The organism is Shimia biformata (genome assembly GCF_016888515.1).
In the GTDB taxonomy this organism is placed as follows: Bacteria; Pseudomonadota; Alphaproteobacteria; order Rhodobacterales; family Rhodobacteraceae; genus Shimia_A; species Shimia_A biformata.
In genome coordinates, this window is record NZ_JAFEJK010000001.1 from 11949 (window position 1) to 35108 (window position 23160).

24 protein-coding genes and 1 tRNA gene are annotated in these 23160 nt (G+C 60.1%); 9 read left to right on the plus strand and 16 right to left on the minus strand.

What is annotated here, in order from left to right; translation table 11 throughout:
• Positions 1-56: 56 nt before the first annotated feature.
• The 4 genes from nadC to JQ863_RS00075 form a co-directional block, all read right to left on the minus strand.
• Positions 57-911, minus strand: coding sequence for a carboxylating nicotinate-nucleotide diphosphorylase (nadC, locus tag JQ863_RS00060; RefSeq protein ID WP_204112304.1), 855 nt, complete (start codon positions 909-911; stop codon positions 57-59).
• On the minus strand, positions 908-2485 hold the full coding sequence (locus JQ863_RS00065) for an L-aspartate oxidase (protein WP_204112305.1): 1578 nt from the start codon (positions 2483-2485) through the stop codon (positions 908-910). The genes nadC and JQ863_RS00065 overlap by 4 nt, the downstream gene beginning before the upstream one ends.
• Before the next feature lie 6 nt (positions 2486-2491).
• Positions 2492-3541, minus strand: a complete 1050-nt coding sequence (gene nadA, locus JQ863_RS00070; RefSeq protein ID WP_204112306.1) for a quinolinate synthase NadA — start codon at positions 3539-3541, stop codon at positions 2492-2494.
• 162 nt (positions 3542-3703) lie between these two features.
• On the minus strand, positions 3704-4153 hold the full coding sequence (locus tag JQ863_RS00075; RefSeq protein ID WP_204112307.1) for an NUDIX hydrolase: 450 nt from the start codon (positions 4151-4153) through the stop codon (positions 3704-3706).
• 28 nt (positions 4154-4181) lie between these two features.
• On the opposite strand from JQ863_RS00075, the gene JQ863_RS00080 reads away from it, so the two are divergent.
• Entirely contained in the window at positions 4182-5435 is a 1254-nt protein-coding gene (locus tag JQ863_RS00080) for a DNA polymerase IV (RefSeq protein WP_204112308.1), read from the plus strand.
• 10 nt (positions 5436-5445) lie between these two features.
• Here JQ863_RS00080 and JQ863_RS00085 read toward each other — a convergent pair whose 3' ends face one another.
• Positions 5446-6303, minus strand: a complete 858-nt coding sequence (locus JQ863_RS00085; protein ID WP_204112309.1) for an N-formylglutamate amidohydrolase — start codon at positions 6301-6303, stop codon at positions 5446-5448.
• Between the two features lie 147 nt (positions 6304-6450).
• On the opposite strand from JQ863_RS00085, the gene JQ863_RS00090 reads away from it, so the two are divergent.
• Together JQ863_RS00090 and ykgO are read left to right on the plus strand one after the other, a co-directional pair.
• Positions 6451-6525 (plus strand) — tRNA-Val (locus JQ863_RS00090).
• A gap of 71 nt (positions 6526-6596) precedes the next feature.
• The gene (ykgO, locus tag JQ863_RS00095; RefSeq protein WP_008562923.1) at positions 6597-6722 is read left to right on the plus strand and encodes a type B 50S ribosomal protein L36; all 126 of its coding nucleotides are present in this window, start codon (positions 6597-6599) and stop codon (positions 6720-6722) included.
• Positions 6723-6824: 102 nt separating this feature from the next.
• On the opposite strand, the gene JQ863_RS00100 is transcribed toward ykgO, so the two are convergent.
• Together JQ863_RS00100 and JQ863_RS00105 are read right to left on the minus strand one after the other, a co-directional pair.
• Complete coding sequence (locus JQ863_RS00100; RefSeq protein ID WP_204112310.1) at positions 6825-7292, minus strand: peptidoglycan-binding domain-containing protein; 468 nt, start codon at positions 7290-7292, stop codon at positions 6825-6827.
• 213 nt (positions 7293-7505) lie between these two features.
• Positions 7506-8726, minus strand: a complete 1221-nt coding sequence (locus JQ863_RS00105) for a phenylacetate--CoA ligase family protein (protein ID WP_204112311.1) — start codon at positions 8724-8726, stop codon at positions 7506-7508.
• Positions 8727-8844: 118 nt separating this feature from the next.
• On the opposite strand from JQ863_RS00105, the gene JQ863_RS00110 reads away from it, so the two are divergent.
• Complete coding sequence (locus tag JQ863_RS00110; protein ID WP_204112312.1) at positions 8845-9687, plus strand: hypothetical protein; 843 nt, start codon at positions 8845-8847, stop codon at positions 9685-9687.
• Here JQ863_RS00110 and JQ863_RS00115 read toward each other — a convergent pair.
• From JQ863_RS00115 to JQ863_RS00145, 7 genes are all read right to left on the minus strand, one after another.
• Positions 9680-10501 (minus strand): ABC transporter ATP-binding protein, encoded by an 822-nt coding sequence (locus JQ863_RS00115; RefSeq protein ID WP_204112313.1) that lies wholly within the window; start codon positions 10499-10501, stop codon positions 9680-9682. The genes JQ863_RS00110 and JQ863_RS00115 overlap by 8 nt on opposite strands.
• A gap of 75 nt (positions 10502-10576) precedes the next feature.
• Positions 10577-11860 carry an ABC transporter substrate-binding protein gene (locus JQ863_RS00120; protein WP_204112314.1) on the minus strand — a complete coding sequence of 428 codons (1284 nt, stop codon included), beginning with the start codon at positions 11858-11860 and terminating at the stop codon, positions 10577-10579.
• 73 nt (positions 11861-11933) lie between these two features.
• The gene (locus tag JQ863_RS00125) at positions 11934-13010 is read right to left on the minus strand and encodes a branched-chain amino acid ABC transporter permease (RefSeq protein ID WP_204112315.1); all 1077 of its coding nucleotides are present in this window, start codon (positions 13008-13010) and stop codon (positions 11934-11936) included.
• A 6-nt stretch (positions 13011-13016) separates the two neighbouring features.
• Positions 13017-13253, minus strand: a complete 237-nt coding sequence (locus JQ863_RS00130) for a hypothetical protein (protein ID WP_204112316.1) — start codon at positions 13251-13253, stop codon at positions 13017-13019.
• 1 nt (position 13254) lies between these two features.
• A complete protein-coding gene (locus JQ863_RS00135) occupies positions 13255-14241 on the minus strand; it encodes a branched-chain amino acid ABC transporter permease (protein ID WP_204112317.1) in 987 nt (328 codons plus the stop codon).
• 41 nt (positions 14242-14282) lie between these two features.
• Positions 14283-15098 (minus strand): ABC transporter ATP-binding protein, encoded by an 816-nt coding sequence (locus JQ863_RS00140; protein WP_204112318.1) that lies wholly within the window; start codon positions 15096-15098, stop codon positions 14283-14285.
• Positions 15095-17038: an AMP-binding protein gene (locus JQ863_RS00145; protein WP_204115000.1), complete on the minus strand. Its 1944-nt coding sequence runs from the start codon at positions 17036-17038 to the stop codon at positions 15095-15097. Before JQ863_RS00145 ends, JQ863_RS00140 begins: the two co-directional genes overlap by 4 nt.
• Before the next feature lie 225 nt (positions 17039-17263).
• On the opposite strand from JQ863_RS00145, the gene JQ863_RS00150 reads away from it, so the two are divergent.
• The 3 genes from JQ863_RS00150 (at position 17264) to JQ863_RS00160 (ending at position 20386) form a co-directional block, all read left to right on the plus strand.
• Complete coding sequence (locus JQ863_RS00150) at positions 17264-19186, plus strand: hybrid sensor histidine kinase/response regulator (RefSeq protein WP_239113178.1); 1923 nt, start codon at positions 17264-17266, stop codon at positions 19184-19186.
• The gene (locus JQ863_RS00155; RefSeq protein WP_204112319.1) at positions 19183-19887 is read left to right on the plus strand and encodes a response regulator transcription factor; all 705 of its coding nucleotides are present in this window, start codon (positions 19183-19185) and stop codon (positions 19885-19887) included. Before JQ863_RS00150 ends, JQ863_RS00155 begins: the two co-directional genes overlap by 4 nt.
• Positions 19888-19987: 100 nt before the next feature.
• A complete protein-coding gene (locus tag JQ863_RS00160; RefSeq protein WP_204112320.1) occupies positions 19988-20386 on the plus strand; it encodes an MAPEG family protein in 399 nt (132 codons plus the stop codon).
• 2 nt (positions 20387-20388) lie between these two features.
• Here JQ863_RS00160 and JQ863_RS00165 read toward each other — a convergent pair whose 3' ends face one another.
• A complete protein-coding gene (locus JQ863_RS00165; protein WP_239113179.1) occupies positions 20389-21240 on the minus strand; it encodes a LysR family transcriptional regulator in 852 nt (283 codons plus the stop codon).
• A 116-nt stretch (positions 21241-21356) separates the two neighbouring features.
• Here JQ863_RS00165 and JQ863_RS00170 point away from each other — a divergent pair, with 116 nt between their 5' ends.
• Entirely contained in the window at positions 21357-21638 is a 282-nt protein-coding gene (locus JQ863_RS00170; RefSeq protein ID WP_204112322.1) for a DUF1330 domain-containing protein, read from the plus strand.
• Between the two features lie 47 nt (positions 21639-21685).
• Entirely contained in the window at positions 21686-21919 is a 234-nt protein-coding gene (locus JQ863_RS00175; protein WP_204112323.1) for a WGR domain-containing protein, read from the plus strand.
• On the opposite strand, the gene JQ863_RS00180 is transcribed toward JQ863_RS00175, so the two are convergent.
• Positions 21909-23108, minus strand: a complete 1200-nt coding sequence (locus JQ863_RS00180; protein ID WP_204112324.1) for a Zn-dependent hydrolase — start codon at positions 23106-23108, stop codon at positions 21909-21911. The genes JQ863_RS00175 and JQ863_RS00180 overlap by 11 nt on opposite strands.
• Positions 23109-23160 lie beyond the last annotated feature (52 nt).

Below are 23160 nucleotides of genomic sequence, written 5' to 3' on the forward strand. Positions count from 1 at the left end.
CTTCAAAAGTCCTGTGTTTCTTGAAACCGACGCCCGATGCGGCGTGGACCCGGCGATCAGAAGTCCAGCCCGAGGTCCAGTGTCCGTGCCGAATGAGTCAGCGCGCCAGAACTGATGTAATCAACTCCGGTCGCTGCAACCTCGGCAATCCGTGGCAGAGTCATGTTGCCGGACGCCTCGGTAATCAGGCGGCCATCAACCAACGCCACGGCCTCGCGCAGCGTCGCCGTATCCATGTTGTCCAACAGCACAACGTCGGCGCCGCCCACCTTTAGTACCTCGGACAGTTGGTCCAGCGTGTCGACCTCGATTTCAACCCGCATCATGTGGCTGGCGCTGGCCTTCACCGCATCCAGAACGGCCGCGACACCACCGGCGGCGGCGATGTGGTTGTCCTTGATCAGAATTGCGTCGGACAGGCTGAAACGGTGGTTGAACCCACCACCGTGCAGCACCGCCTGTTTCTCGGCAATGCGCAGCCCCGGCGTGGTCTTCCGCGTGCAGGTGATGCGGGTCCGGGTGCCTTTGGTTTCGGCGACAAAACCCGCCGTCATGGTGGCAATCCCACTCATCCGCCCGGCAAAGTTCAGCGCCACGCGTTCGCCTGTCAGGATCGAGGCGGCAGACCCATTGATCTCCATCAACGTCTGACCGGGCTCGCAGGCCGCGCCGTCCTTCATCTGCACCCGAACCTGAAGAGCAGGGTCCACAAGCCGGAAGGCAATCTGCGCCAGTTGCATGCCTGACACGATGCCCGCCTCGCGCGCATTGATCCGCGCCTGATAGGTCACGCCCGCGTCGATCACGCTGCGGGTGGTGATATCGCCATATTGCCCCAGGTCCTCGGCCAGGGCGATGCGCAGCATCGGCTCAAGAACAATGTCGGGCAATGGTGGAACGATCCGAATCATGGTTGGTCTTCCGTGATGGTGCGCCGCAAATCCAGCGCGTCTTGCAAGGTGATGCGCGTGCGATGCGCGAAGTCGGGGTTTTCCTGCGGAAAGTCGCTGCGGAAATGGCCGCCGCGGGATTCTTCCCGCAACAATGCCGCCGCCGCGATCAACGTGGCGGTCGCCGCCATGTTCATAAAAGACGGGCTTGCCGACTGCGCCTCTTCCAACCCCGCGATGGTCTTGAGTGCCAGTTTCAAACCCGCCGCATCGCGCACCACACCGACATGGTTGGTCATGGTCCGGCGCAACAGGTCAACCGCGTCCGGGTCGGGCGCATGTCCACCGGGGATGAAATCCAGCACCACCTCGTCCGCGTCGCGCGCCACGGGCACAGCTTCCGAGATGTCGCGGGCGCAGCTGCGAGCAAAGACCAACGCCTCAAGCAAGCCGTTCGACGCCAGCCGATTGGCCCCGTGAAGCCCCGACGCCCCGGCCTCGCCGCAGACCCAAAGATTGCCAAGGCTGGCGCGCCCCTGTGCTGTCACCTCGACGCCGCCCATGTGGTAATGCGCTGCCGCCGCAACCGGTATCGGCTGGGTCACCGGGTCGATACCCGCCCGAGCGCAGTATTCCGCAACAGAAGGAAAGTCCGTCACGATGCGCGCGCCCAGCGCCTCGCGCGTGTCCAAAGCCGGATGGTTCCCGGCTTGGGTCTGTGCGAAAATCGCGCGGGCGACGATGTCGCGCGGGGCAAGTTCTGCATCCGGGTGGATCTCGGTCATGAACCGGTCGCCATCGCGGTTGATCAAAACTGCCCCTTCACCGCGCAGCGCTTCGGTTGCCAGCGGCGCGGGGTCTTCGCCCATGTCGATGGCAGTCGGATGGAATTGAACGAACTCAGGATCGGCAATCCTCGCCCCGGCCCGCGCCGCCATGCCGATCACTTGCCCCCTGATCCGGGCCGGGTTGGTGGTCAGTTTGTAAAGCCCACCGGAACCGCCACCTGCCAGAAGGACCGCCGGGGCGCGGATCAACACCGGGGCCGAACGCGATTCGTCAGAAGTAACGATATGGACGCCGGTCACATCATGGCCTTGGGTCACCAACCCGGTTGCCATCACCCCTTCGAGGACCTGAACCGATGGAGTCTGGCGCACGGCCGCGATCAGTGTCTCCATGATCTGCTTGCCGGCCTGATCGCCCTTTACCCGCACCACGCGGGCGGTCGAATGGGCGGCCTCACGCGACATGACATAGTCACCGTTTTCCGTCCGGTCAAAAGGCGTGCCCAACTCGGTCAGATCAAGGATATGGGTGCGTGCATCTTCGGTCACGAGGGCGGCAATTGCGGCGTCCACCGTGCCTGCACCGGCCTTCACCGTGTCGCTGGCATGGGCTGCGGGGCTGTCCCCCTCACCCATCGCTGCGGCCACGCCGCCCTGCGCCCACGCTGATGACGCGCCGGTCCCCAGCGCATCAGGCGAGATCATCAGAACCGGGCGCGGCGCCAGTTCAAGCGCGGCGTAAAGCGCCCCCATGCCCGCGCCGACAATCACGATCCGGCTGGTGAAAATGGTCCGCTCCGCGACCATGTTGGTTCAGATGCCCAGTTCGCGGCTGAGATCGATCATCCGCTGCACTGCCTGACGCGCCTTGCCCGCAACCGCGTCCGGGACAATCACTTCTTCCTGGCCCGTGTGCAGTGACCACAGGATCTTCTCCAGCGTGATTTTCTTCATGTAGGGGCACATGTTGCAGGGCTTGGCGAACTCGACCTCGGGCAGCTCATCCGAAATATTGGAAGCCATCGAGCATTCCGTGACCAGCATCGCCTTTTTCGGTTTGTGCTGGTGAACCCAGTCAACAATTCCGCTGGTGGAGCCGGTGAAATCGGCCTCGGCCACCACTTCAGGCGTGCATTCCGGGTGCGCGATGATCTTGGTCTCGGGATCATACTCGCGATAGGCGCGCAGGTCCTCGGCTGTGTAAAGCTCATGCACGATGCAGGATCCCTTCCAGAACACGACCTTCTTTTTCGACAGGTTGGCGACGTTCTGCGCCAGATACTGGTCCGGTGTCATGATGACGGTATCGGCGTCCAGCGCATCGACGATCTGAACCGCGTTGGACGAGGTGCAGCAGATATCCGATGCCGCTTTCACCTCGGCGGTGGTGTTCACATAGGACACGACCGGTGCACCGGGATACTTGGCGCGCATCTCGGCGATGCCCTCGGCGGTGATCGACTCGGCCAGCGAGCAACCCGCCGACATATCCGGGATCAACACGGTTTTCGCCGGGTTCAAAACCTTCGACGTCTCGGCCATGAAATGCACGCCGCACTGCACGATCACGTCATGTTCGACCTCAGTCGCCTTGATCGCAAGCTGCAGTGAGTCGCCAACAAAGTCGCTGACGCCGTGATAAATCTCGGGCGTCATGTAGTTGTGCGCCAGGATGACGGCGTTCTTTTCCACCTTCAGCCGATTGATCGCCTCGACGTAAGGCGCATAGATCGCCCAGTCCGAGGGCGGCACAACGCGGTCCATCCGGGAATAAAGATCGCCCAGTCGGTCCGCCGTTTCCTGGGATGGGGTCAGATCGTATTGCGCGCCCAGTTCCGCGCGCACGGTCGTCAAATCAAGCAACGGATAGCTCCTCACCTACCTTGGGCAATGGGCATTAAGGGCTGCTTGTCCGAAATGCAAATGCCCGCAGCTATGACGTGGGGATGCAAATAGCCGCATGCACGGGGAAAATTTCTTGTTTTTCCACTCGACGGGAAAGAGTTTTCCGATCCGCGCCATAATTCAAAGATGCGAGGCTTTTCCATCAAGGTAATCGGAAAGCCGTGACTGGAATCGCGGAATCGCACCCGGATTGGTCAGATACGCCTCTGCTGTCACCAGTTCAAAGCGTTGCCCTTCGTCCCCGAAACGGATGTCGTCCTGCCTTTCCTGCGGCAGATGGGCGGCAAAGAACCAGAAGAAACGGCCTGTCCTTTCATACCGCCGCGCCCAGGTCAGATCACCGGGGTCCAGCACAAGACCCATTTCCTCGTGACATTCGCGGATTGCACAATCGGCAGCGCTTTCAAGCCCCTCGCGCCCGCCGCCGACAAGGTCCCAGTGGCCGGGCCAGGGAATCGTGTCGACCTCGTCCCGAAGGATCGTCACCAGATGCGGTCCAATGAACAACGCCATCTTCGCGCCACGAAACTGGCTGTGCTGGCCGCGCTGAAATGCTAGACTCGGGGTCATCCTGATTACCTCCGACCCTTGTAAGCCGATGCCAGCCCTCTGCCGCGATTGCCTGACCCAGTTCGAGACCGGACGGCGCTGCCCATCCTGTGGCAGCGCCCGCGTTGTCAGCCATCCTGAACTGTTTGACCTGACCATCGCGCATATGGACTGCGATGCATTCTACGCCAGTGTCGAGAAGCGCGACAATCCCGCATTGGCGAACAAGCCCGTCATCATTGGCGGCGGCAAGCGTGGCGTGGTGTCGACCGCCTGCTATGTTGCCCGCATACGCGGTGTGAAATCCGCCATGCCGATGTTCAAAGCACTTGAACTTTGTCCGGACGCGGTTGTGGTGCGCCCCCGTATGCAGGTTTATGCCGAGGTCTCGCGCCAGATCCGCACTATGATGGACGAGTTGACGCCCGACATTGAACCCCTGTCGCTGGACGAGGCGTTCATGGACCTTGGCGGCACGATGCGACTGCACGGCGCGGCCCCTGCGGTGATGCTAGCGCGGTTGGTGCGGAGGATGCGGACGGAACTGGGTCTGACTGGGTCGATCGGACTGAGCCACAACAAGTTTCTCGCCAAGGTTGCCTCGGACCTGGACAAACCACACGGATTCTCGGTGATTGGCAAAGCGGAAACCGACACCTTCTTGCACGACAAACCTGTGCGCCTGATCTGGGGCATCGGACCGGCGGCTCAGGCCAGCCTGGAAAAGGCTGGAATACGCACCTTCGCCGACCTGTTGCGTTGGGATCAGCAGGACCTCAGCGCCCGGTTCGGGTCGATGGGATACCGCCTGTGGCACCTCGCACGCGGGCAGGATAAGCGCAGGGTCACGGCACACGCGCCAATGAAGTCGATCTCGAACGAAACCACGTTTTTTGAGGATACCGGGAACCCTGACATCCTGGACGGCCACCTTTGGCGTATGTCCGAGAAAGTGTCGGACCGTGCCAAGGCCAAGGATCTGGCGGGACGTGTGGTCACACTGAAGCTGAAACGCGCCGATCACTCGTTGATCTCACGCCGACTGGCGCTTCGTGATGCAACGCAGATGGCGGACACGATCTATGCCACCGCGCGGGGCCTGTTCGACCAGGTTGGGGCGCAGGGCCCCTATCGGCTTTTGGGGGTCGGGATTTCAGACCTTGTGGCGGCAGAGGCGGCAGACCTGTCGGGCGACCTGCTGGACCCAAGGGCGGCCCAGCGCCGCAAGGCCGAACGCGCCACGGACGAGATCCGAAAGCGTTTCGGATCCGAGGCAATCCTCAAAGGGCGCGCTATGCGATGACCCTTTGGCGTCACTCGGCCGCCAACCGTTCCTGCGGGCGCCCAATTGCCGCTACTTCTGCAATCACCCGTGTCAGGCGTTGCTGGAACTCAGCGAAATCCGCGCGCGGTTCAATCCGCGCCTCGTCCATATAGAGCGAACGGTCGATCTCGACCTGGATCACGTGCTGGTTCTTTGCTGGACGGCCGTAATGCTGGGTGACATAGGCCCCGGCAAAAGGCGTGTTGCGCGATACGGCAAATCCTTCACGCACAAAAGCCGCCTCGACCGCCTCGACAATCTCGGACGCGGCAGAGGCACCGAACCGGTCGCCCAGCACGACATCCGGCCTGCGTCCGGCCCGCGCGACGCCATCAAGCGCTTCGTGCGGCATCGAATGGCAGTCAATCAGAATGGCGCGTCCGAATGCCTGTCGCGATTCGGCCAGCAATGCCTGCAACTTCTCATGGTAAGGTCGCCAATAAGTATCGATCCGACGGTTGGCCTCGTCCAGCGCAAGCTTGCCGCTATAGATCTGCCGCCCCTGCGCGACGACACGGGGAATCACACCAAGCCCAGAAGCGATACGTGGATTGTGCGGACGTTTGCGAATTCCGTCGATCAGGGCGGGGTCCAGCTCCTCTGCGGCGCGATTCAGATCGATCAGTGCACGCGGCGCCGCCGCTTTCAGGAATGGTGCGCCGAACCTTGGCGCGGCCTCAAAAAGCCTGTCCACGAACGCATCCTCGGAACTTCGGATCGTATGCGCGTTCAGCAACGTGCGCCGCACGAACCACTCCGGGTAGTCGCAGCCGCTGTGCGGCGACGCAAACACCACCGGCGACAGACGGCGGGCGGGTTCAGACAGGAAATAGGCGGTGTTCGGCATGGATTCTCCTCAGAAAAATATTAGACCGAAAAAATACCCGGTCAAAAGCCCTTGATCCTTCCTGCGACTCCTTCTATAGACCCCTCCACCGGCGCGGTTTTCCGCGCTCCTTTTTGTTAAGGGCAAGGATTTGTGCCGGATCAGAGTGGGCGATTAGCTCAGCGGTAGAGCACTTCGTTGACATCGAAGGGGTCACAAGTTCGATCCTTGTATCGCCCACCATGAATTCACCGCCCCAGCCTGGGGTGCCCGATAACCTGGCGCACGCCGCGCCGCGAAATGAGGAGAAGGCCATGAAGGTCAAGAACTCGCTCCGGTCGCTGAAGAACCGGCACCGCGATTGTCGCGTTGTGCGCCGCAAGGGCCGCGTCTACGTGATCAACAAGACGCAGCGCCGCTTCAAAGCCCGCCAAGGCTAAGAACGCGTTATTGCGAACAGGCAAAAGGCCGCCCAATCGGGGCGGCCTTTTTCTTTTTGAAATGGCGTTCGTGGGGGCCATCGACAAGGCCAATCGACCCGATCAAAGTCGTGTCAGCACACGACGCGTTTCCTTGGTGACAAAGCCGGTCACCGGCAGCCCTCGTGACCTTTGAAACTGTCTGACAGCGCGTTGCGTGTCCTGGTCGAACTTGCCATCAATTGGGCCGGGATCGAACCCCAGCCGCGAAAGGCGCCGCTCGACGTCCAGCGCAGCGGGCTTGTTCTTGGACAGCACCCGGTCTTCGATCAACATCTGCTGATAACGATCACGATTGTCACGCAGCCTCTCGAACGCCCGTATGCGCGCCTTGGCCTCTTTGACAAACAACCCGTTTGGAAACTGTTTCCGATACTTGATGTAGGACAGCAGGCTGTCCTCGTACGTGGCTTCGTTCCATGCCGCGCGATCCCGTGATCTGGAATAGTTGGACTGGGCTTGCCATGCCTGCCCCTCCGGAACCGGAACCGACCGACTCCATCGTTGCTGATCATGCGCAGCCTCAGACATGATTGGCGTGGCTGCCAACAAGAACGCAGCCATGGCCATTGAAACTTTCACCGCTCAAACTCCTTCATCCTACAACGGCAAGCGGTCGCCTGCTGTTCCAATGTGGTCAATATGCGACTGTTATTGAATAGCACACGCGAAAAAGGGGCGGTTCCAAGGGATAACCGCCCCTTTCTCACCGGCCCTGCAGAACGGAGCCGTATTTCATACCCGTCAGTCGTAGCTGCGCTGATCCTCGATCACCAATCCGTCCTTGGGAAGGGATCCCGGCGCAACAATCTCAATCTTGCCACGCAGTTTCAGGGTCTCGCTGACCGATTTGGCGTAGGCATCTGCGTCGCCGCCGGAGGCTTCGATCCGGACAGTCATCGAGTCCATTTCCCCATCTCGGGTGGCAATGACGCGGGCCTTTGCGATCTCGGCATGTTTGGCAACCAGCGCCGCGACCTGCTCGGGCCGCACGAACATGCCCTTGATCTTGGTGGTCTGGTCAGCGCGACCCATCCAGCCCTTGATGCGCATATTGGTCCGCCCACACGGGCTTTCACCTGCCATGACTGCTGACATGTCGCCAGTGGCGAAGCGGATCAGCGGATAGTCAGGATTGAGAGTGGTGACCACAACCTCACCCACTTCGCCAGGCGCGACCGGGGTGCCGGTACCGGGGGTTACAATCTCGACGATCACACCCTCGTCCACGATCATGCCTTCCATCGCTTCGGATTCATAGGCGATCGAGCCCAAATCGGCAGTTCCATACCCCTGCAGGCAGGTGATGCCGCGATCGGCATATTCGGCACGCAAGGACGGGAACAACGCCCCGCCGCCGACTGTGGCCTTGGTGATTTTCAGCTGCTCACCCATCTCGTCAGCCTTGTCCAGAATGACCTTCAGGTAATCCGGCGTTCCGGCATAAGCCGTGGTGCCGATGTCGACAGCGGCACGGACCTGCAATTCGGTCTGGCCGATCCCCGCAGGCAGGACTTTGGCGCCCACCGCCTTGGCACCGCTTTCAAACATGATCCCGGCTGGGGTCAGGTGATATGAAAAACAGTTCTGCACGATGTCGTTTACCCCAATCCCGACCGCGTGCAACACGCGCCCAAATCGGAACCAGTCATTGCCGTTGCTTCCCGGCTCATAGATCGGGCCCGGCGACTGAAACAGATGAGTGATGCCCGGATTAGACATGTCCGCGAACCCACCCAGCGGTGCAAAAGCCGTCTGCGCCTTGCCCAGTTCGGATTTGCGCAGCACGGGCAGCGCGGCCAGTGCCTCCGGTGTTGTTATCGTGGCGGGTTCCACATCGGCAAGGCTGTCGCGATAGCCTGGTAATACCTTGGCGCGGGCGATCTGTGCCGCCAGATCGCGGGCAAGGTCGGCCGCACGCTGGTCGGTCGAACGGGTTTCCAGATCATCGAAATAGCGGCTCATCGAGATGTCCTTTTCATGCCCACACCCGCGACGGTTTGTGGAATTGATCCCGGCCCTGCGGATTTGGCAGAAACGTCCAACCGTTCCGCGGCCCAAGGTTTTTCAGAAGGGTTTTCATATGGCTGACAACATGCGCCCGATTGCCGACCGGGTTTCGTTTCACAACGCACTGCAATGCATGGAGGTCGATTTCTCGGGCTTTCACTTCGATACGTCGGAAACCGTGAACACAGTCTATGATCACATCGAGGAACGCATTGCCGAGACGGGTGAGGAAAGATGGTTTTTCCTGATCAACTATTCTGCCTGCCGGATCGATCCCGAAGCCTGGATCGCCTATTCGCGGCGCGGCAAGGCACTGAACCTTGCCCATAGCCAAGGAAGCGTAAGATTTGATGCATCCGACGAAACCCGTGCCCAGATCGAACGAGACGCCAATACCGAAAACTTCGACGCGAACCTTTTTGCGGACCGCGACCACGCGCTTGAGCGCATCGCCGAGCTTCCAAGCCAGCGCCGAACCCGCATCAGCCACGACCCGAATTACTGTCAGGCCGATTTCGTGCGCAGGGTTCGCTTTGACCCTGAAACGGTGATTATGGACGTCGATTTTTCCCACTTTACCTTTTACCACTCTCGCGATGTGGACGACTTCTATGACTATCTGGAAGAGCGCATCATCGAATCCGACCGGCGATGGTTCTTCCTTGTTGACTACAATGGCTGCCAGATTATGCCGGCGGCCTGGGTTCGATATGCCTTTCGCGGCAAGCGGCTGAATGAAGCCGGGTCGCTGGGGTCCGTCCGATATGCCGCCGGGTCCGAGACCGAGGCCGATATCCGCCTGCGTGCCGAAAGCCAGGGGTTCCGCCCCAATATTCGCAACACCCGGGCCGAGGCTCTTGAGCGCATCGAGGAAATGCGCGCCGAAATCCTGGCCGCCCAGCCGCATCTCAACTAAGCCAGCGTTTGCGGCGGCGATAGGACCGCACGTCCCGATAGGATTTGCGCCCTTCCTCTGACATGCCGAGATAAAATTCCTTCACGTCCGGATTCTCTCGCAGTTCCTGCGCAGGGCCGTCCATCACCACACGGCCCGATTCCAGGATGTATCCATAATGGGCAAAGCGCAGCGCGACGTTGGTGTTCTGTTCGGCCAGAAGGAAGGTCGCGCCTTCCTTCTCGTTCAGATCTTTCACAATCTGGAAAATCTCTTCCACCAACTGCGGCGCAAGGCCCATGGATGGTTCATCAAGAAGGATGCACTCCGGTCGGCTCATCAGGGCACGGCCAATGGCAACCATCTGCTGCTCGCCGCCCGACGTGTAGCCGGCCTGCGATTTGCGCCGCTCTTTCAGGCGCGGGAAATAAGTGTAAACCATCTCAAGGTCAGCGGCGATGTCAGCCGCACCCGAGCGGGTATAAGCCCCGGTCAGAAGGTTCTCTTCGACGGTCAGGTGTTCGAAACAATGCCGTCCTTCCATCACCTGGATCACGCCGCGCTTGACCAGTTCGGCGGGTTCAAGGTCCTGAATCCGGTCGCCCCGATAGACGATCGACCCTTTGGTCACCTCGCCCCGTTCGGAATGCAACAGGTTCGAGATCGCCTTCAGCGTCGTCGTCTTGCCCGCGCCGTTGCCACCCAGAAGCGCGGTGATACCGCCCTTGGGCACTGACAGGCTGACGCCTTTCAGGACGAGGATCACGTGGTTGTAGATCACCTCGATATTGTTGACCTCTAGCAGGGTCTCTTTGGTCGGAGCCGCATCCAGCATGGGGGTCTCTCTCTGACAGGAGTTCGGTTGTTTGGCCCGGTCGCGACGGCTGCCGCGACCGGGGATTTCAGGTCATTACTTGCAGTTTGACTCGATACTGTTCTCAGCCGCATAAGCCGCCGAGTCTTCGGCGATCAGCGCACCAATCACTTCCGTGTCGGTCGGTTTGAAGTCCGAGATCAGCGACCAGGTCTTGCTGGAGGCATCCCACTGGGTCACACCCACCAGGCCGGGGCCACCGTGGTTCTCGCACGAGACGTTGAAGGCCGGGCCGAAATTCGGCATGCCAAGCTCAACCATTTTGGCCTCGTCGATTGACAGGGCTTCCATGCCGTCGCGCATCATGGCTGCGGTGATGTCCTTGGTGCCGTGGATTTCCTGCGCGGTTTTGGCGGCTTCCGCTGCCAGCATCGCTGCATACATGCCACGGTTATAAAGAACGTTGCCGATCTGGTCGCCTGCACCGGCGGCCTTGCCTGCATCCACGACGTACTTCTGGATGTCGTCAAAGACCGGGAAGTCACGGCCGACGTTGTGGAAGGTCAGCGCCTTGTAGCCATTGGCCGCATCGCCGGCCGGCAGCACGTCATGTTCTGCGCCCGACCACCAGATACCGATGAAGTTTTCCATCGGGAACCGGATGTTCGCGGCTTCCTGGATGGCAACCTGGTTCATCACGCCCCAGCCCCACATCAGGACATAATCAGGACGGTCGCGGCGAATTTGCAACCACTGCGACTTTTGCTCCTGCCCCGGGTGATCCACGGGCAGCGCACTCAGTTCATAACCGTGCTTCTTCGACAGTTCTTCCAGCGTGCGGATCGGTTCCTTGCCGTAGGCGGAGTTGTGATAGACCAGGGCCACTTTCTTGCCCTTGATGTCGCCACCATTGATTTCCAGCAAGTAGTTGATCGCGCCCGACGCACCGTTCCAGTAGTTGCCCGGATAGTTGAACACGTGGCTGAAAACGTCACCGTTTGCTGCCGAAGTCCGACCATAGCCCATCGAGTGAATCGGAATGTCATCCGCGGTTGCCTTGGGGATCAGCTGATAGGTAATCCCGGTCGAGAGCGGCTGATAGACCAGAGCGCCTTCGCCCTTGGTCGATTCGTAGCACTCCACGCCTTTCTCGGTGTTATAGCCGGTTTCACACTCCAGCAGCTTGACCGGAACCCCACCGATGCCGCCGTCGCGTTCATTCAGAAGGGTGAAATAGTCAGCATAGCCGTCTGCGAAGGGGATACCGCCTGCTGCATAAGGGCCAGTGCGGTAGGACAGCGACGGGAACACCAGGTCCGCCATCGCCGGCGCTGCGGCCATGATCGCGCCGAGTGCCATTGTTGCAAGTTTCAGTTTCATCGGGTTTCTCCTCCCTTGGTTATTCCGATGTTTCGAATTCGCCCCGTGACCGGAGCAGGTCATGGCCCCGCCGTTAATGCGGGAAGGGCCACAACCGCAGTTTTTCTTTCGTGATCCGCCACAACTGGGCCAACCCATGTGGTTCAAGGATCAGGAATACGATGATCAGCGCGCCGACGATAACCAGCTGGAAATGCGCAACGATATCCGTGGGCCAGCCCAGCATGTCGACGCCGACCAGCTTCAGCACCACTGGCAGCAGGACCAGGAAGGCCGCGCCCGCGAATGAACCGAAGATCGAACCCAGGCCACCGATGATGACCATGAACAACACGAGGAACGATTTCTGGATGCCAAACGCCTCGCCCACCTCGACAGCACCAAGATAGACCGCAAAGAACAGCGCGCCCGAGATGCCGACAAAGAAGGATGACACAGCAAAGGCCGACAGTTTCGCTTTCAGCGGATCAACCCCGATGATCTCGGCGGCGATATCCATGTCGCGGATCGCCATCCATTTGCGCCCCACCGAGCCGCGCGTCAGGTTCCGCGCGATCAATGCGCTGATGACAAGGAACACGAGGCAGAACAGGTAAACCGCCCATGGCTGTGTATTCGGACCGGTTATGGCAATGCCAAACAGGGTACGTTCGGGCGCCGAGATCTGGCCCGAGGCCGAGTAGTTATAAAACCATGGCACCCGGTTGAACAGCCAGACCAAGAAGAACTGGGCCGCCAGTGTCGCCACTGCCAGGTAAAAGCCCTTGATGCGCAGTGACGGCAGGCCGAACAAAACGCCGACAAGCGCGGTCACGCCTCCGGCAAGGACAATGTGAATAAAGATATTCACTTCCGGGAACGAGGTCATCAGCTTGTAGCAGGCATAGGCCCCCACTGCCATGAACCCGCCCGTACCAAGGCTGACCTGTCCGCAATAACCAACCAGGATGTTCAACCCGATTGCGGCGATCGCATAGATCAGGAACGGCAGGAAAATCGCGTTCACAAGGTAGTCGTTCATCATGAAGGGCAGAACGCAGAAGGCCACGATCAGCGCAATGTAATAGCCGATCCTGTCGAATTTGATCGGAAAGGTCTGGCTGTCGGCGGCATAGGTCGTCTTGAAGTCGCCGGCTTCACGGTAAAACATCGTTTGTTACCCTTCCTGCGTGTCGATCTCGCCATGGCGGAAGGCCATGGCACGGTTATTTATGCGCTGTCCCTTGGACAGTTTGAGATAGGCCGCGACCCCGATCAGAAAGGCGATGGCGGCAATGAGGCCCGCAGCCATGATCTGTTCCTGCGAAAGGCTATCCGCGGTCAGGGCAAGGAACCCGAAGGCCCAGAAGCCCGACCAAGAGATCACGTTGACAATGGCAATCAGCTGTTTCACGTCACACCCTTTCGATGATCTTCTCGCCAAACAGTCCCTGCGGCCTAAAGACGAGGAACAAGAGCGCCAGCACATAGGCAAACCAGTTCTCGGTCGCGCCGCCGACCATCGGGCCGACGAGGAACTCGAACATCTTTTCGCCGACCCCGATGATCAGCCCGCCGACAATTGCGCCGGGGATCGAGGTGAAACCGCCCAGCATCAGAACCGGCAGCGCCTTCAGTGCGATCAGCGATAGCGAGAACTGCACGCCAGATTTCGCGCCCCACATGATGCCCGCGACCAACGCCACGAACCCGGCAACCGACCAGACAAGAACCCAGATGAAATCAAGGCTGATCCCGACCGACAGCGCGGCCTGATGGTCATCGGCCACGGCGCGCATGGCGCGGCCCTGCTTGGTGTACTGGCTGAACAGCACCAGCGCGATCACCAGAAGCGCGGCGATGACGGTTGCGACGATATCGAGATTGTCGATGAAGAACCCATAGCCAAAGGCGTCAAAGGTCACCCGGTCGATGGTTTCGTTGATCCCCTGTGGAAGACCGACATCCAGCGTCTTGATCTCGGACCCCCACATCAGGTCAGCGACACCTTCCAGGAAATAGGCAAGGCCGATCGTCGCCATGAACAGGATAATAGGTTCCTGCCCGACCAGATGGCGCATAACGAAATGCTGCACCATCCAGGCCAGACCGATCATCACCACGACTGTCAGGGCAATCGCCAGAAGCGCCGGAACGGTCCAGCCGAAATTTGTGACATGCAGGCCGAACACCGCGTTGATCAGATGGGCGAACGGCACCTGCCCGTTCATGATCCCGACCAGCGTCATCGCTGCAAACAGCGCCATCACGCCCTGTGCATAGTTGAAGATGCCGGACGCCTTGTAGATCAGGACAAAACCCAGCGCGACAAGGGCATACAGAACCCCTGCCATGAGGCCGTTGAGGAAGACCTCCATCCCGAAGAGAAGTTGATCAGGCATCGTGCGCGCCTCCGGTCATCTTGTTGATTTCTTGGCAGATATCAGTCATGAGCCACCCCCAGATAGGCGTCGATGACGTCCTGGTTGTTGCGCACCTCATCGGGGGTGCCGTCACCGATCTTCTTGCCGTAATCCATCACCACGACGCGGTCCGACAGGTCCATGACCACTCCCATGTCATGTTCGATCAAGGCAATGGTGGTGCCAAATTCGTCGTTCACGTCCAGGATAAAGCGGCTCATGTCCTCTTTTTCCTCGACGTTCATTCCTGCCATCGGTTCGTCCAGCAGCAGGATCGACGGCTCGGCGGCCAATGCGCGGGCCAGTTCGACCCGTTTCTTCAGTCCATAAGGCAGACGCGCCACCGGGGTCTTGCGGATGTGCTGGATTTCCAGAAAGTCGATGATTTTCTCGACCTTTTCTCGGTTCTCAACCTCTTCCGCCTCAGCTTTGCCTTTCCAGATCGCCTGCGCCAGCATGCCCGTCTTCATATGGTTCAGACGGCCGGTCATGACGTTGTCCAGAACGGTCATGCCCTCGAACAGCGCGATGTTCTGGAAAGTCCGGGCGATGCCTTGCTGCGCGACCTCATAGGGTTTCATCGGCGGGCGTTTGTGACCCTTGTACCAGACCTCACCCTCTTGCGGGATGTAGAACCCCGAGATCACGTTCAGCATCGACGATTTGCCGGCGCCGTTCGGCCCGATGATAGCGCGGATCTCGCCTTCGCGGATATCGAAGGAAATATCGGTGATCGCCTTCACCCCGCCGAAGCGCAGCGTGATGTTCTTCATCTCCATCACGGTCGGGCCAATGGTACGCCCATCCGCGGTGACATAGCTTTCCTGAGTGCTCATTCTGCGGCTACCTTTGCGGATTGGGTGGGAAAGACCTTGGCATCGCGCAGTTGCAACGTCGCCTTGATCGCCCCTTTGCGGCCGTCCTCATAGGTGACTTCCGTCACGGTCGAGACCGTCTCGGACCCGTCGTATAGTGCCTCGACAAGGTCATTAAACTTGTCGGCAACCACGACGCGGCGCACTTTGCGGGTGCGGGTCATCTCGCCGTCGTCTGCGTCCAGTTCCTTGTGCAGGACAAGGAAGCGGTGGATCTGACAACCTGACAGCATCGGGTCGGCGGCGACAGACTTGTTCACCGTTTCGACATGTTCCTGGATTGTGTCCAGAACCCGTGGGTGACCGGCCAATTCCTGATACGACGCATAAGCGATGTTGTTGCGCTCAGCCCAGTTCCCAACGGCGGTCAGGTCGATATTGATGAAGGCGACACAGCGGTCCTTTCCATTGCCGAACAGCACGGCCTCAAGGATGTCGGGGTAGAACTTGAGTTTGTTCTCGACATACTTCGGCGCAAACATGCTACCATCGGCCATCTTGCCGACATCCTTGGCACGGTCGATGATCCGCAGGTGGCCGGTGCCCTCCTCGAAAAAGCCCGCGTCACCCGTGGCAACCCAGCCCTCGGAATCCTTGGTTGATGCGGTGGAATCGGGGTTGTTGAAATACTCGACGAAGACGCCAGGCGAACGATAGAAGATCTCTCCGTTGTCATCGATGCGAATTTCGACATCCGGTGCGGGAACGCCAACCGTATCGGCACGCACTTCCCCATCGGGTTGAACGGTGATGAAAACAGATGCCTCGGTCTGACCATAAAGCTGTTTCAGGTTAATGCCGAGCGAACGATAGAAATCAAAGATCTCGGGCCCGATCGCTTCGCCGGCCGTGTAACCGACGCGCACACGACCGAACCCCAACGTGTCCTTCAGCGGACCATAGCACATCAGATCGCCCAGACGGTATTTCAGCCGGTCCCCAAAACCGACCGGCTTGCCGTCCAGGATCTTGCCGCCGACTTTTCTGGCGTGATCCATGAAGTAATGGAACATGCGCCGCTTGAAGCGGCCCGCGTCTTCCATTCGGATCATGACACTTGTCAGCTGGGTCTCGAAGACGCGCGGCGGAGCGAAGTAATAGGTCGGACCGATTTCGCGAAGGTCAGTCATCATCGTGTCGGGCGACTCTGGACAGTTCACGCAGAAGCCCGCCCACATCGCCTGCCCCAGCGAGAAGATGAAGTCGCCGACCCAAGCCATCGGCAGATAGGCAAGGATTTCCTCTTTCTGGGTCAAGTTGTCAAATTCGCAGGAATTCTTGGCGCTTTCGATGATGTTGCGGTTCGACAGCACCACCCCCTTGGGCTTTCCGGTGGTGCCTGAGGTATAGAGCATCACGCAGGTGCTGTCATAGTTCAGCTTGGCGCGACGGGCGTTCAGGTCCTCGATCCACTCATAGTAGGCGGCGCGACCCTGTTCCTGGATATCGACGAACCGGTGCAGCGTGTGGTGGTCATACTTTCGCATACCACGCTGATCGAGATAGATCATATGCTCGAACTGGTGCAGCTGGTCCTGAATGTCGATGACCTTGTCGACCTGCTCCTGGTCTTCGGCGATGACGAAGCGTGCGCCACAGTGCCCCAGGACATAGCCCATCTCTTCCGCTGCCGAGTCCTGATAAACCGGGACAGGCACGGCGCCGACCGACTGTGCGGCAACCATTGACCAATAGAAATAAGGGCGATTGCGCCCGATGATGGCGATGAAATCACCCTCATTCACACCAAGGTTGATCAGACCAAGCGCAAGCGCCTCGATCTCTTTCTCCGCCTCGGCCCAGGTCCAGGTTTGCCAGATGCCGAATTCCTTTTCCCGGTAAGCGGTCTTATCCGCGAACTGGGTGGCGTTACGCTGCAGAAGCGCCGGAATGGACGACAGTCCTCCGGTCGCCTGTGACGACTGTGCCAAATTGTATTCCTCCCTCTCGCCCGCTCCCACGGGCCGAACCGCCGAAGCGATTCCTCCTTCCTCAAAGGTGCGACTTTGAGACTGTGCGTCAACTTTTTCCTGATGTTTTCTCAATCCTTACGAATTGTAACGGCACACGATTCCTGCTTTTCCGCCTTGATTCGTGGTGCTAGCCATGAAGGCAGAGGAGGGCATATGGAGTCCAATTCCACCACCACCCAGGCGATGACGATTGCCGGACTGAACCTGATTCAGCAGGCTCTTTCGATTTATGACAGTGACCTGAAACTGGTGGTTGCCAATGAACGCTTCCGCGAGATGTTTTCGATCCCTGACCACCTGACAAGTCCGGGCGCGGATTTTGCCGAAACCATAGCCTTTCTGGTCGAGCGGGGTGAATACGGCGAAGTTCCCGATGGGGAAAAAGATGCTTTTGTACGAGAGCGGGTCGAGCGGGCGCTGGCCTTTGAAGCGCATTATTTCGAACGTCAACGCAACAATGGCCGCTGGGTGAGTGTCGAAGGCTCGCCGCTGCCCGAGGGCGGCTGGGTTGCGGTCTATACCGACATTACCGCGGCCAAACGGCAAGAGGCGCTGCTGCGCGCCCGGTCCGAGGAACTGTCGGATCAGCTGCTGCAATATGCCGAAGAACTTTCCGCCACCAACCGTCAACTCGAATCCACGGTCACCGCGCTGGAAGAGGCCAAGCGTCAGCTGACGGATTCCGAGGCCCGCACCCGACTGACGACCGAGATGATGCCGGCGCATATCGCCCATGTCGGCCCCGACCGGCGCTATACCTATTCCAACCGCCGCTTGTCCGCCGTGATGCCTGGGCGGTCGTCAGAAATCGTCGGCAGCCACATTCGCCACGCCTTGGGTGAGGCTGCATTTCGCGAGATCCGTCCGCATCTTGAGACGGCTTTCGAAGGCACGCCCTCGGTATTTGAGTTCAACGACCTGATCTCTAGCCGCCGCATTCGCGTCGCATTCACCCCGGATGCCGAGCCTGCCCCGCGACGCGGAGTCTATATTCTGTCAATGGACATCACCGAGGAAACCCAGACCCGAGCGGCCCTGCAACAGACCCGCCGGAGGGAACTGGCGGCGCAGATGACAAGTGGACTGGCGCATGACTTCTCGAACCTGTTGACCATCATCCTTGGCCTGCAAAGTAAACTGGGGCGCATGGGGTTGCCGTCCGAAGCCAGCGAGTTGATTGAAGCCACACTTGGCGCGGCGCGGCGTGGCGGAACGCTGCTGAACCGGATCGCCGACATGACCGGTCATCGCGCGCCGCAGTTGCAGCCAACTGATATGACCGTGTTCCTGAACGATCTTCAGACCCTTGCCGGACCAACCTTGCCTGAAGGGATAGAGCTGCAAATTCGCAACCAGATCACCGGCGGGCCAATCCTGGTCGACCCCGGCATGGTGCAGGATTCACTGCTGAACCTGATCCTGAACGCCCGTGATGCCTGTGGTGGCGCGGGCCGGATCACACTTGAGGCCGAACTGATCAAAGACACATGGGTCAACTTCGCCGTCAGTGACACCGGGACGGGTTTTTCCGACGAGGCGCTGACCCATGCGCTTGACCCGTTCTTTACCACCAAGGGCGGCGAGGGTTCGGGGCTGGGGCTTGCCATGGTCTATGACATGACAAAGCTGGCCGGCGGGCGCATCACGCTGGACAACACCGACGTCGGCGGTCGGGTGACGATCCAGTTGCCATTGCGCCGACCCCGGCCGACCGACACCCCCGGCCTTGTTCTTCTGGTCGAGGACAACGCCGATCTGCGCAGTTCAATCCGCGACATGCTGACGACCGCAGGACATACCGTGATCGAAGCCACCGCGGTGGATGAGGCCCGCACTCTTTTGGACCAGGTGCCGGGCATTACGCTTCTGTTGTCCGACATCTCGCTAGAGGGTGAAGAGACCGGTGTCGACCTGATCCGCGCCCTGCCCACCGACGGGGTGCCATCGTTCCTGATGACATCCTTGCCGCAATCTCACCCGCTCTATATCGAGGGCGCCGCGCGTGCGCCGCTTCTTCGCAAACCATTCACCGCCGATCAGCTGTCGGCCTTTCTGCAATCCAAGGTGACATCATGACAGCTCCGCTTGTGACCATTCTCGACGATGAGCCCGAGATCAGGAACATGCTGGCCGACGCGCTCAGCGATGCCGGTTTCCGCACCATGAGGTTTGCCCGTGCGACCGAATTCGAAGCCGCGCTGAAAAAGACAGCGCCGGACGTCTGCCTTGTCGACCTTGGCCTGCCCGACCGCGACGGGCTGACACTTGTCCACCGGTTGGCGCTGGAACAGGGGGCCGCCGTTATCATCATCTCGGGGCGGGCACAGGTGCAGGACCGGGTCACCGGGTTGGAGCTTGGGGCCGACGACTATATCATCAAACCCTTCGACCCGGCCGAGGTCGTCGCCCGCGTGCGCGCTCGCCTGCGCAAGGAAAAGCCGGCCACCCGCGCCGCGTCAAACACCGCCCGGTTCAATGGATGGACCGCCTATTTCGACCGATATGTCCTGGAAGACGACAAGGGCGAGGAAACCACATTCAGCCACGCCGAGGGCGAAGTTTTGCGCCTGTTTCTCGACAGCCCGAAGCGCCTGATCAGCCGCGCCCACATGCAGGAAAGTCTGGGCGGCGCGGCCGGGGAAAGTTTTGACAGGGCGATGGACGTGCGCATATCCCGACTGCGCACCAAGCTGCGCGAAGACCCCAAGAACCCGCGCCTGATCAAGACGATCTATGGGGCGGGCTATATCTTTCTCGGTGACGTGACCTGGGAGTAATCCCACCACATTCTGCGACGATGAAGTCGCAATCCACGAGATATAGAAATTCCTGGCATTTTCGAGTATGCTTTCCCCACGTGTTTGGGAGGATACGGAAATGTCAGACTTGGAATTCTGGACAGCAGCCAGCGCGCTTTGGATCGCGGTGGCTTGGGCACCATACATACTGGACCGTATGGCCGTTCGAGGGATTATGGGGGCAATGGCCAACCCGTCCCCCGATCTTGCGCCGCAATCGGCTTGGGCCGAACGCGCCAAAGCGGCCCACAAAGTGTCAGTCGAACTGTTCGTCGCTTTCGCCCCGCTTGCCGGCATCGCGATGATGCGGCTGCCGGTGGATACCTATGCCGGCACATTGGCTATGTTTTTCTTTATCGGAACCATCATCCATTACGTGGTCTATACACTGGGCATAGTGGTGATCCGAACCCTCGCCTTCCTGCTGGCGTCACTGTCGACGGTGGCGCTTGGCCTGCGGGTCTTTGGCGTGATCTAGGATCAGGCCACGAATTCCGCGCGTCGACCACGAAAAAACGGGACAAGGATGTTGCGAAACGCAGTCACTTTGGCGGAGGGCCAGACATCCTTGTGGCCGACGACCCAGATCGACGGATAGGGTTGTGGTTCAAGCACCGGCACCTGCACCAATCCCGGCGTTGCGCGGCCCAGGAACATGGGCATCCGCACCACACCCAGACCACGCTGCGCCGCGCCAACAAGCGCAACCATATCGTCGAATTGAACTTTCACCGCCGCGTTGGGATAGGCCTTTAGAGACGCCTTGGGAACTGCACCCAATCCGGTGTAGACAGCCCAGTCGATCCGGTCGGCGGGTCGCGTTCTGATCCGCTCAGCCCAATCTGCATTGGCGAAGCTTGCGCTGGCCTGCTCGGTCAGCCGCACCCCCATCAGCGCATCCCCCGGCGTTTCGCTGATCCTGATCGCCAGATCCGCCTCGCGCCGATTGAGATCAAGCAAGTCATTGGTGGCGCGCACCTGTAGGTCAACTTCGGGGTGGGCAGCACAAAAGGCCTCGATCACCTCAGCCAGATGGGTGACGATCAAAAGCTGCGGCGCGGTGATGACCAAAGACCCGCTCAGACGCTGATCCCGCCCCTTCAACCGACGGTCAAGCGACAGCTGTGCATCTTCCATACGCGCGACGTATTCACCAACTAGCCGAGCGGCTTCGGTGGGTTGGTAACCGTCGGCCAGCCGCTCGAACAATGTCTCACCCACCGCCTGTTCAAGACGCGCGATGCGTCGCGCGACGGTCGTGTAATTCACCCCCAGCGATTGCGCCGCCGCAGCCAGGGTGCCGCCCCGCAACAGATGCAATGCGGTTTTCAAGTCATCCCAATGCTCCATCCATGCACATTTGCATGCCTAGAGTGCAAACTCACGCGTTTTCGCAATTCATGCGGCCGACTACGTTACGCAAAGACAAAATCTGAAAGGAAATCACGATGATTTACGCCTACGCAAAGCTGACAATTTCGAACCCCGAAAAGCTGGCCGAATACCGCGACAAGGCGGGCTCGGCGCTGGCGCGACACGGGGGAAAGGTCGAACAGGCATCGGCCACAGCGACCGCCATTGATGGCACACCTGACCTTCCTGACGTCGCAGCCATCATGTCCTTTCCTGATGCCGACGCCGCCCGAGCCTGGATCAACGACCCCGAGCTTGCGGAAGTCCATGCGCTGCGGCGCGGGGCAGGCGCGTCGGATATCGTGCTGCTCACCTGAGTGTCAAAACCATTGCACCCCGATTCGGGGTGCAATACCATTGGCTTATGGCTGTCTGCATCCTATACCGCCACGCCGAAAAACGCCGCCCGCGTTATTACCGCGTTGAGCTGGCGATGAACCTGTTTGACGAGGTTTCGGTGCTGCGTGAATGGGGCATCTCCGGCGGCAAGGGTCGCGCCATCGTCAATATCTATGCAAATCTTCGCGATGCCTCGACCGCTGCCGATCGCCACCGCAAACGGGCGCAGAGCCGCGGCTATGCGCGGATTACGGCCTAAGCGAAGCGACCGCCCCGGCCAGCACCTTCAGTCCGGTCACCAGATCCGCCTCATCGGTATCTTCGGCGAAATCGTGGCTGATGCCGTTGATCGACGGCACGAACAGCATGGCTACCGGCAAGTGCCGCGCCACGTTGGTTGCATCATGCAAAGCACCCGACGGCATCTCGCGCCATTTGCCGGGTGCAACCGTTGCGGCACTTTTGGCCAACGCCGCCCGCAACACGTTGTCCATCGCCACCGGCTCCAGTCCAAGCATCGGGCCGAATTCAACCTCCAGTCCGCGTGAATCGGCAATCTCTTGCGCTGCGGTTCGAATGATCGCCTCCATCCGCGCCAGCCGGTCCGCGTCCCCGTCCCGCCACTGCATCGAGAACGTCACCCGCCCCGGCACGATGGACGAGGCATTGGGATGCAGCGAGACATGTCCAATGGTCCAGACCGTCTGCGGCGTAACAACGTTGCGAAAATCCTCGTTGATGCGGGTGGCAAAGGCATTCAGCCCCTGAAACGCGTCGCGCCGCAGGTGCATCGGCGTGGTGCCGGCATGATTCTGCTCGCCCCGGAAGGTGATTTTCATATCGCGGATACCGACGATATCGGTGACCACGCCCACCGCTTGACCCGCCTGATCCAGCCACGGGCCCTGTTCGATATGCATTTCGATGAAACCGGTAAACCGAGTTGGGTCGACAAATTCCCCGGCAAGGTCAGCCATCTTCGCTCGTGCCGCACCAAAAGTGATCCCGTCCCGGTCCATCAGCCCATCGGCCTTGGCAAGCTCCAGGTTTCCGCCCCAGACCGCGCTGCCAGTGGTGACGCCAAACCGCCCTTCTTCGTCCTGGAACGACACGACCGACACTGCCGGGCCACCCGCCTCTTGCGCCGCGCGCGCGATTTCCAACGCCGCAATCACACCAAGCGCTCCGTCCAGCCAGCCGCCTTCGGGCTGACTGTCAGAATGTGATCCCAACAGGATGGACGGCCCCTCAGCCAACCCCCAGACAGAGCCGACCGGATCAATCCGCACGGTCAAACCGGCCTCTTCCATTCGGCCCGCCAACCATTGCCGCGCCGCGATGTCCGCGTCGGAATAGGCCGGACGCACCACGCCCTTGACGACGCCGGACGCGCCAAAGCTACGCAAGTCATGCAAATCCTTCAGGAACCGTTCCGCATTCACGTCCATAGAGCTGCTTCCTCTTGCCGAAAATACCCCGGGCGGCATGGGGGCGACCCCC

Bases quoted from the DNA above. Each gene is read 5' to 3' on its own strand.
- nadC (WP_204112304.1), bottom strand. From the start codon at position 911: ATGATTCGGATCGTTCCACCATTGCCCGACATTGTTCTTGAGCCGATG.
- ykgO (WP_008562923.1), top strand. From the start codon at position 6,597: ATGAAGGTCAAGAACTCGCTCCGGTCGCTGAAGAACCGGCACCGCGAT.
- JQ863_RS00080 (WP_204112308.1), top strand. From the start codon at position 4,182: ATGCCAGCCCTCTGCCGCGATTGCCTGACCCAGTTCGAGACCGGACGG.
- JQ863_RS00120 (WP_204112314.1), bottom strand. From the start codon at position 11,860: ATGAAACTGAAACTTGCAACAATGGCACTCGGCGCGATCATGGCCGCA.
- JQ863_RS00155 (WP_204112319.1), top strand. From the start codon at position 19,183: ATGACAGCTCCGCTTGTGACCATTCTCGACGATGAGCCCGAGATCAGG.
- JQ863_RS00105 (WP_204112311.1), bottom strand. From the start codon at position 8,726: ATGAGCCGCTATTTCGATGATCTGGAAACCCGTTCGACCGACCAGCGT.
- JQ863_RS00085 (WP_204112309.1), bottom strand. From the start codon at position 6,303: ATGCCGAACACCGCCTATTTCCTGTCTGAACCCGCCCGCCGTCTGTCG.
- JQ863_RS00115 (WP_204112313.1), bottom strand. From the start codon at position 10,501: ATGCTGGATGCGGCTCCGACCAAAGAGACCCTGCTAGAGGTCAACAAT.
- JQ863_RS00100 (WP_204112310.1), bottom strand. From the start codon at position 7,292: ATGTCTGAGGCTGCGCATGATCAGCAACGATGGAGTCGGTCGGTTCCG.
- JQ863_RS00110 (WP_204112312.1), top strand. From the start codon at position 8,845: ATGGCTGACAACATGCGCCCGATTGCCGACCGGGTTTCGTTTCACAAC.
- JQ863_RS00075 (WP_204112307.1), bottom strand. From the start codon at position 4,153: ATGACCCCGAGTCTAGCATTTCAGCGCGGCCAGCACAGCCAGTTTCGT.
- JQ863_RS00125 (WP_204112315.1), bottom strand. From the start codon at position 13,010: ATGTTTTACCGTGAAGCCGGCGACTTCAAGACGACCTATGCCGCCGAC.
- JQ863_RS00175 (WP_204112323.1), top strand. From the start codon at position 21,686: ATGGCTGTCTGCATCCTATACCGCCACGCCGAAAAACGCCGCCCGCGT.
- JQ863_RS00150 (WP_239113178.1), top strand. From the start codon at position 17,264: ATGGAGTCCAATTCCACCACCACCCAGGCGATGACGATTGCCGGACTG.
- JQ863_RS00160 (WP_204112320.1), top strand. From the start codon at position 19,988: ATGTCAGACTTGGAATTCTGGACAGCAGCCAGCGCGCTTTGGATCGCG.
- JQ863_RS00180 (WP_204112324.1), bottom strand. From the start codon at position 23,108: ATGGACGTGAATGCGGAACGGTTCCTGAAGGATTTGCATGACTTGCGT.
- JQ863_RS00170 (WP_204112322.1), top strand. From the start codon at position 21,357: ATGATTTACGCCTACGCAAAGCTGACAATTTCGAACCCCGAAAAGCTG.
- JQ863_RS00140 (WP_204112318.1), bottom strand. From the start codon at position 15,098: ATGAGCACTCAGGAAAGCTATGTCACCGCGGATGGGCGTACCATTGGC.
- JQ863_RS00065 (WP_204112305.1), bottom strand. From the start codon at position 2,485: ATGGTCGCGGAGCGGACCATTTTCACCAGCCGGATCGTGATTGTCGGC.
- JQ863_RS00135 (WP_204112317.1), bottom strand. From the start codon at position 14,241: ATGCCTGATCAACTTCTCTTCGGGATGGAGGTCTTCCTCAACGGCCTC.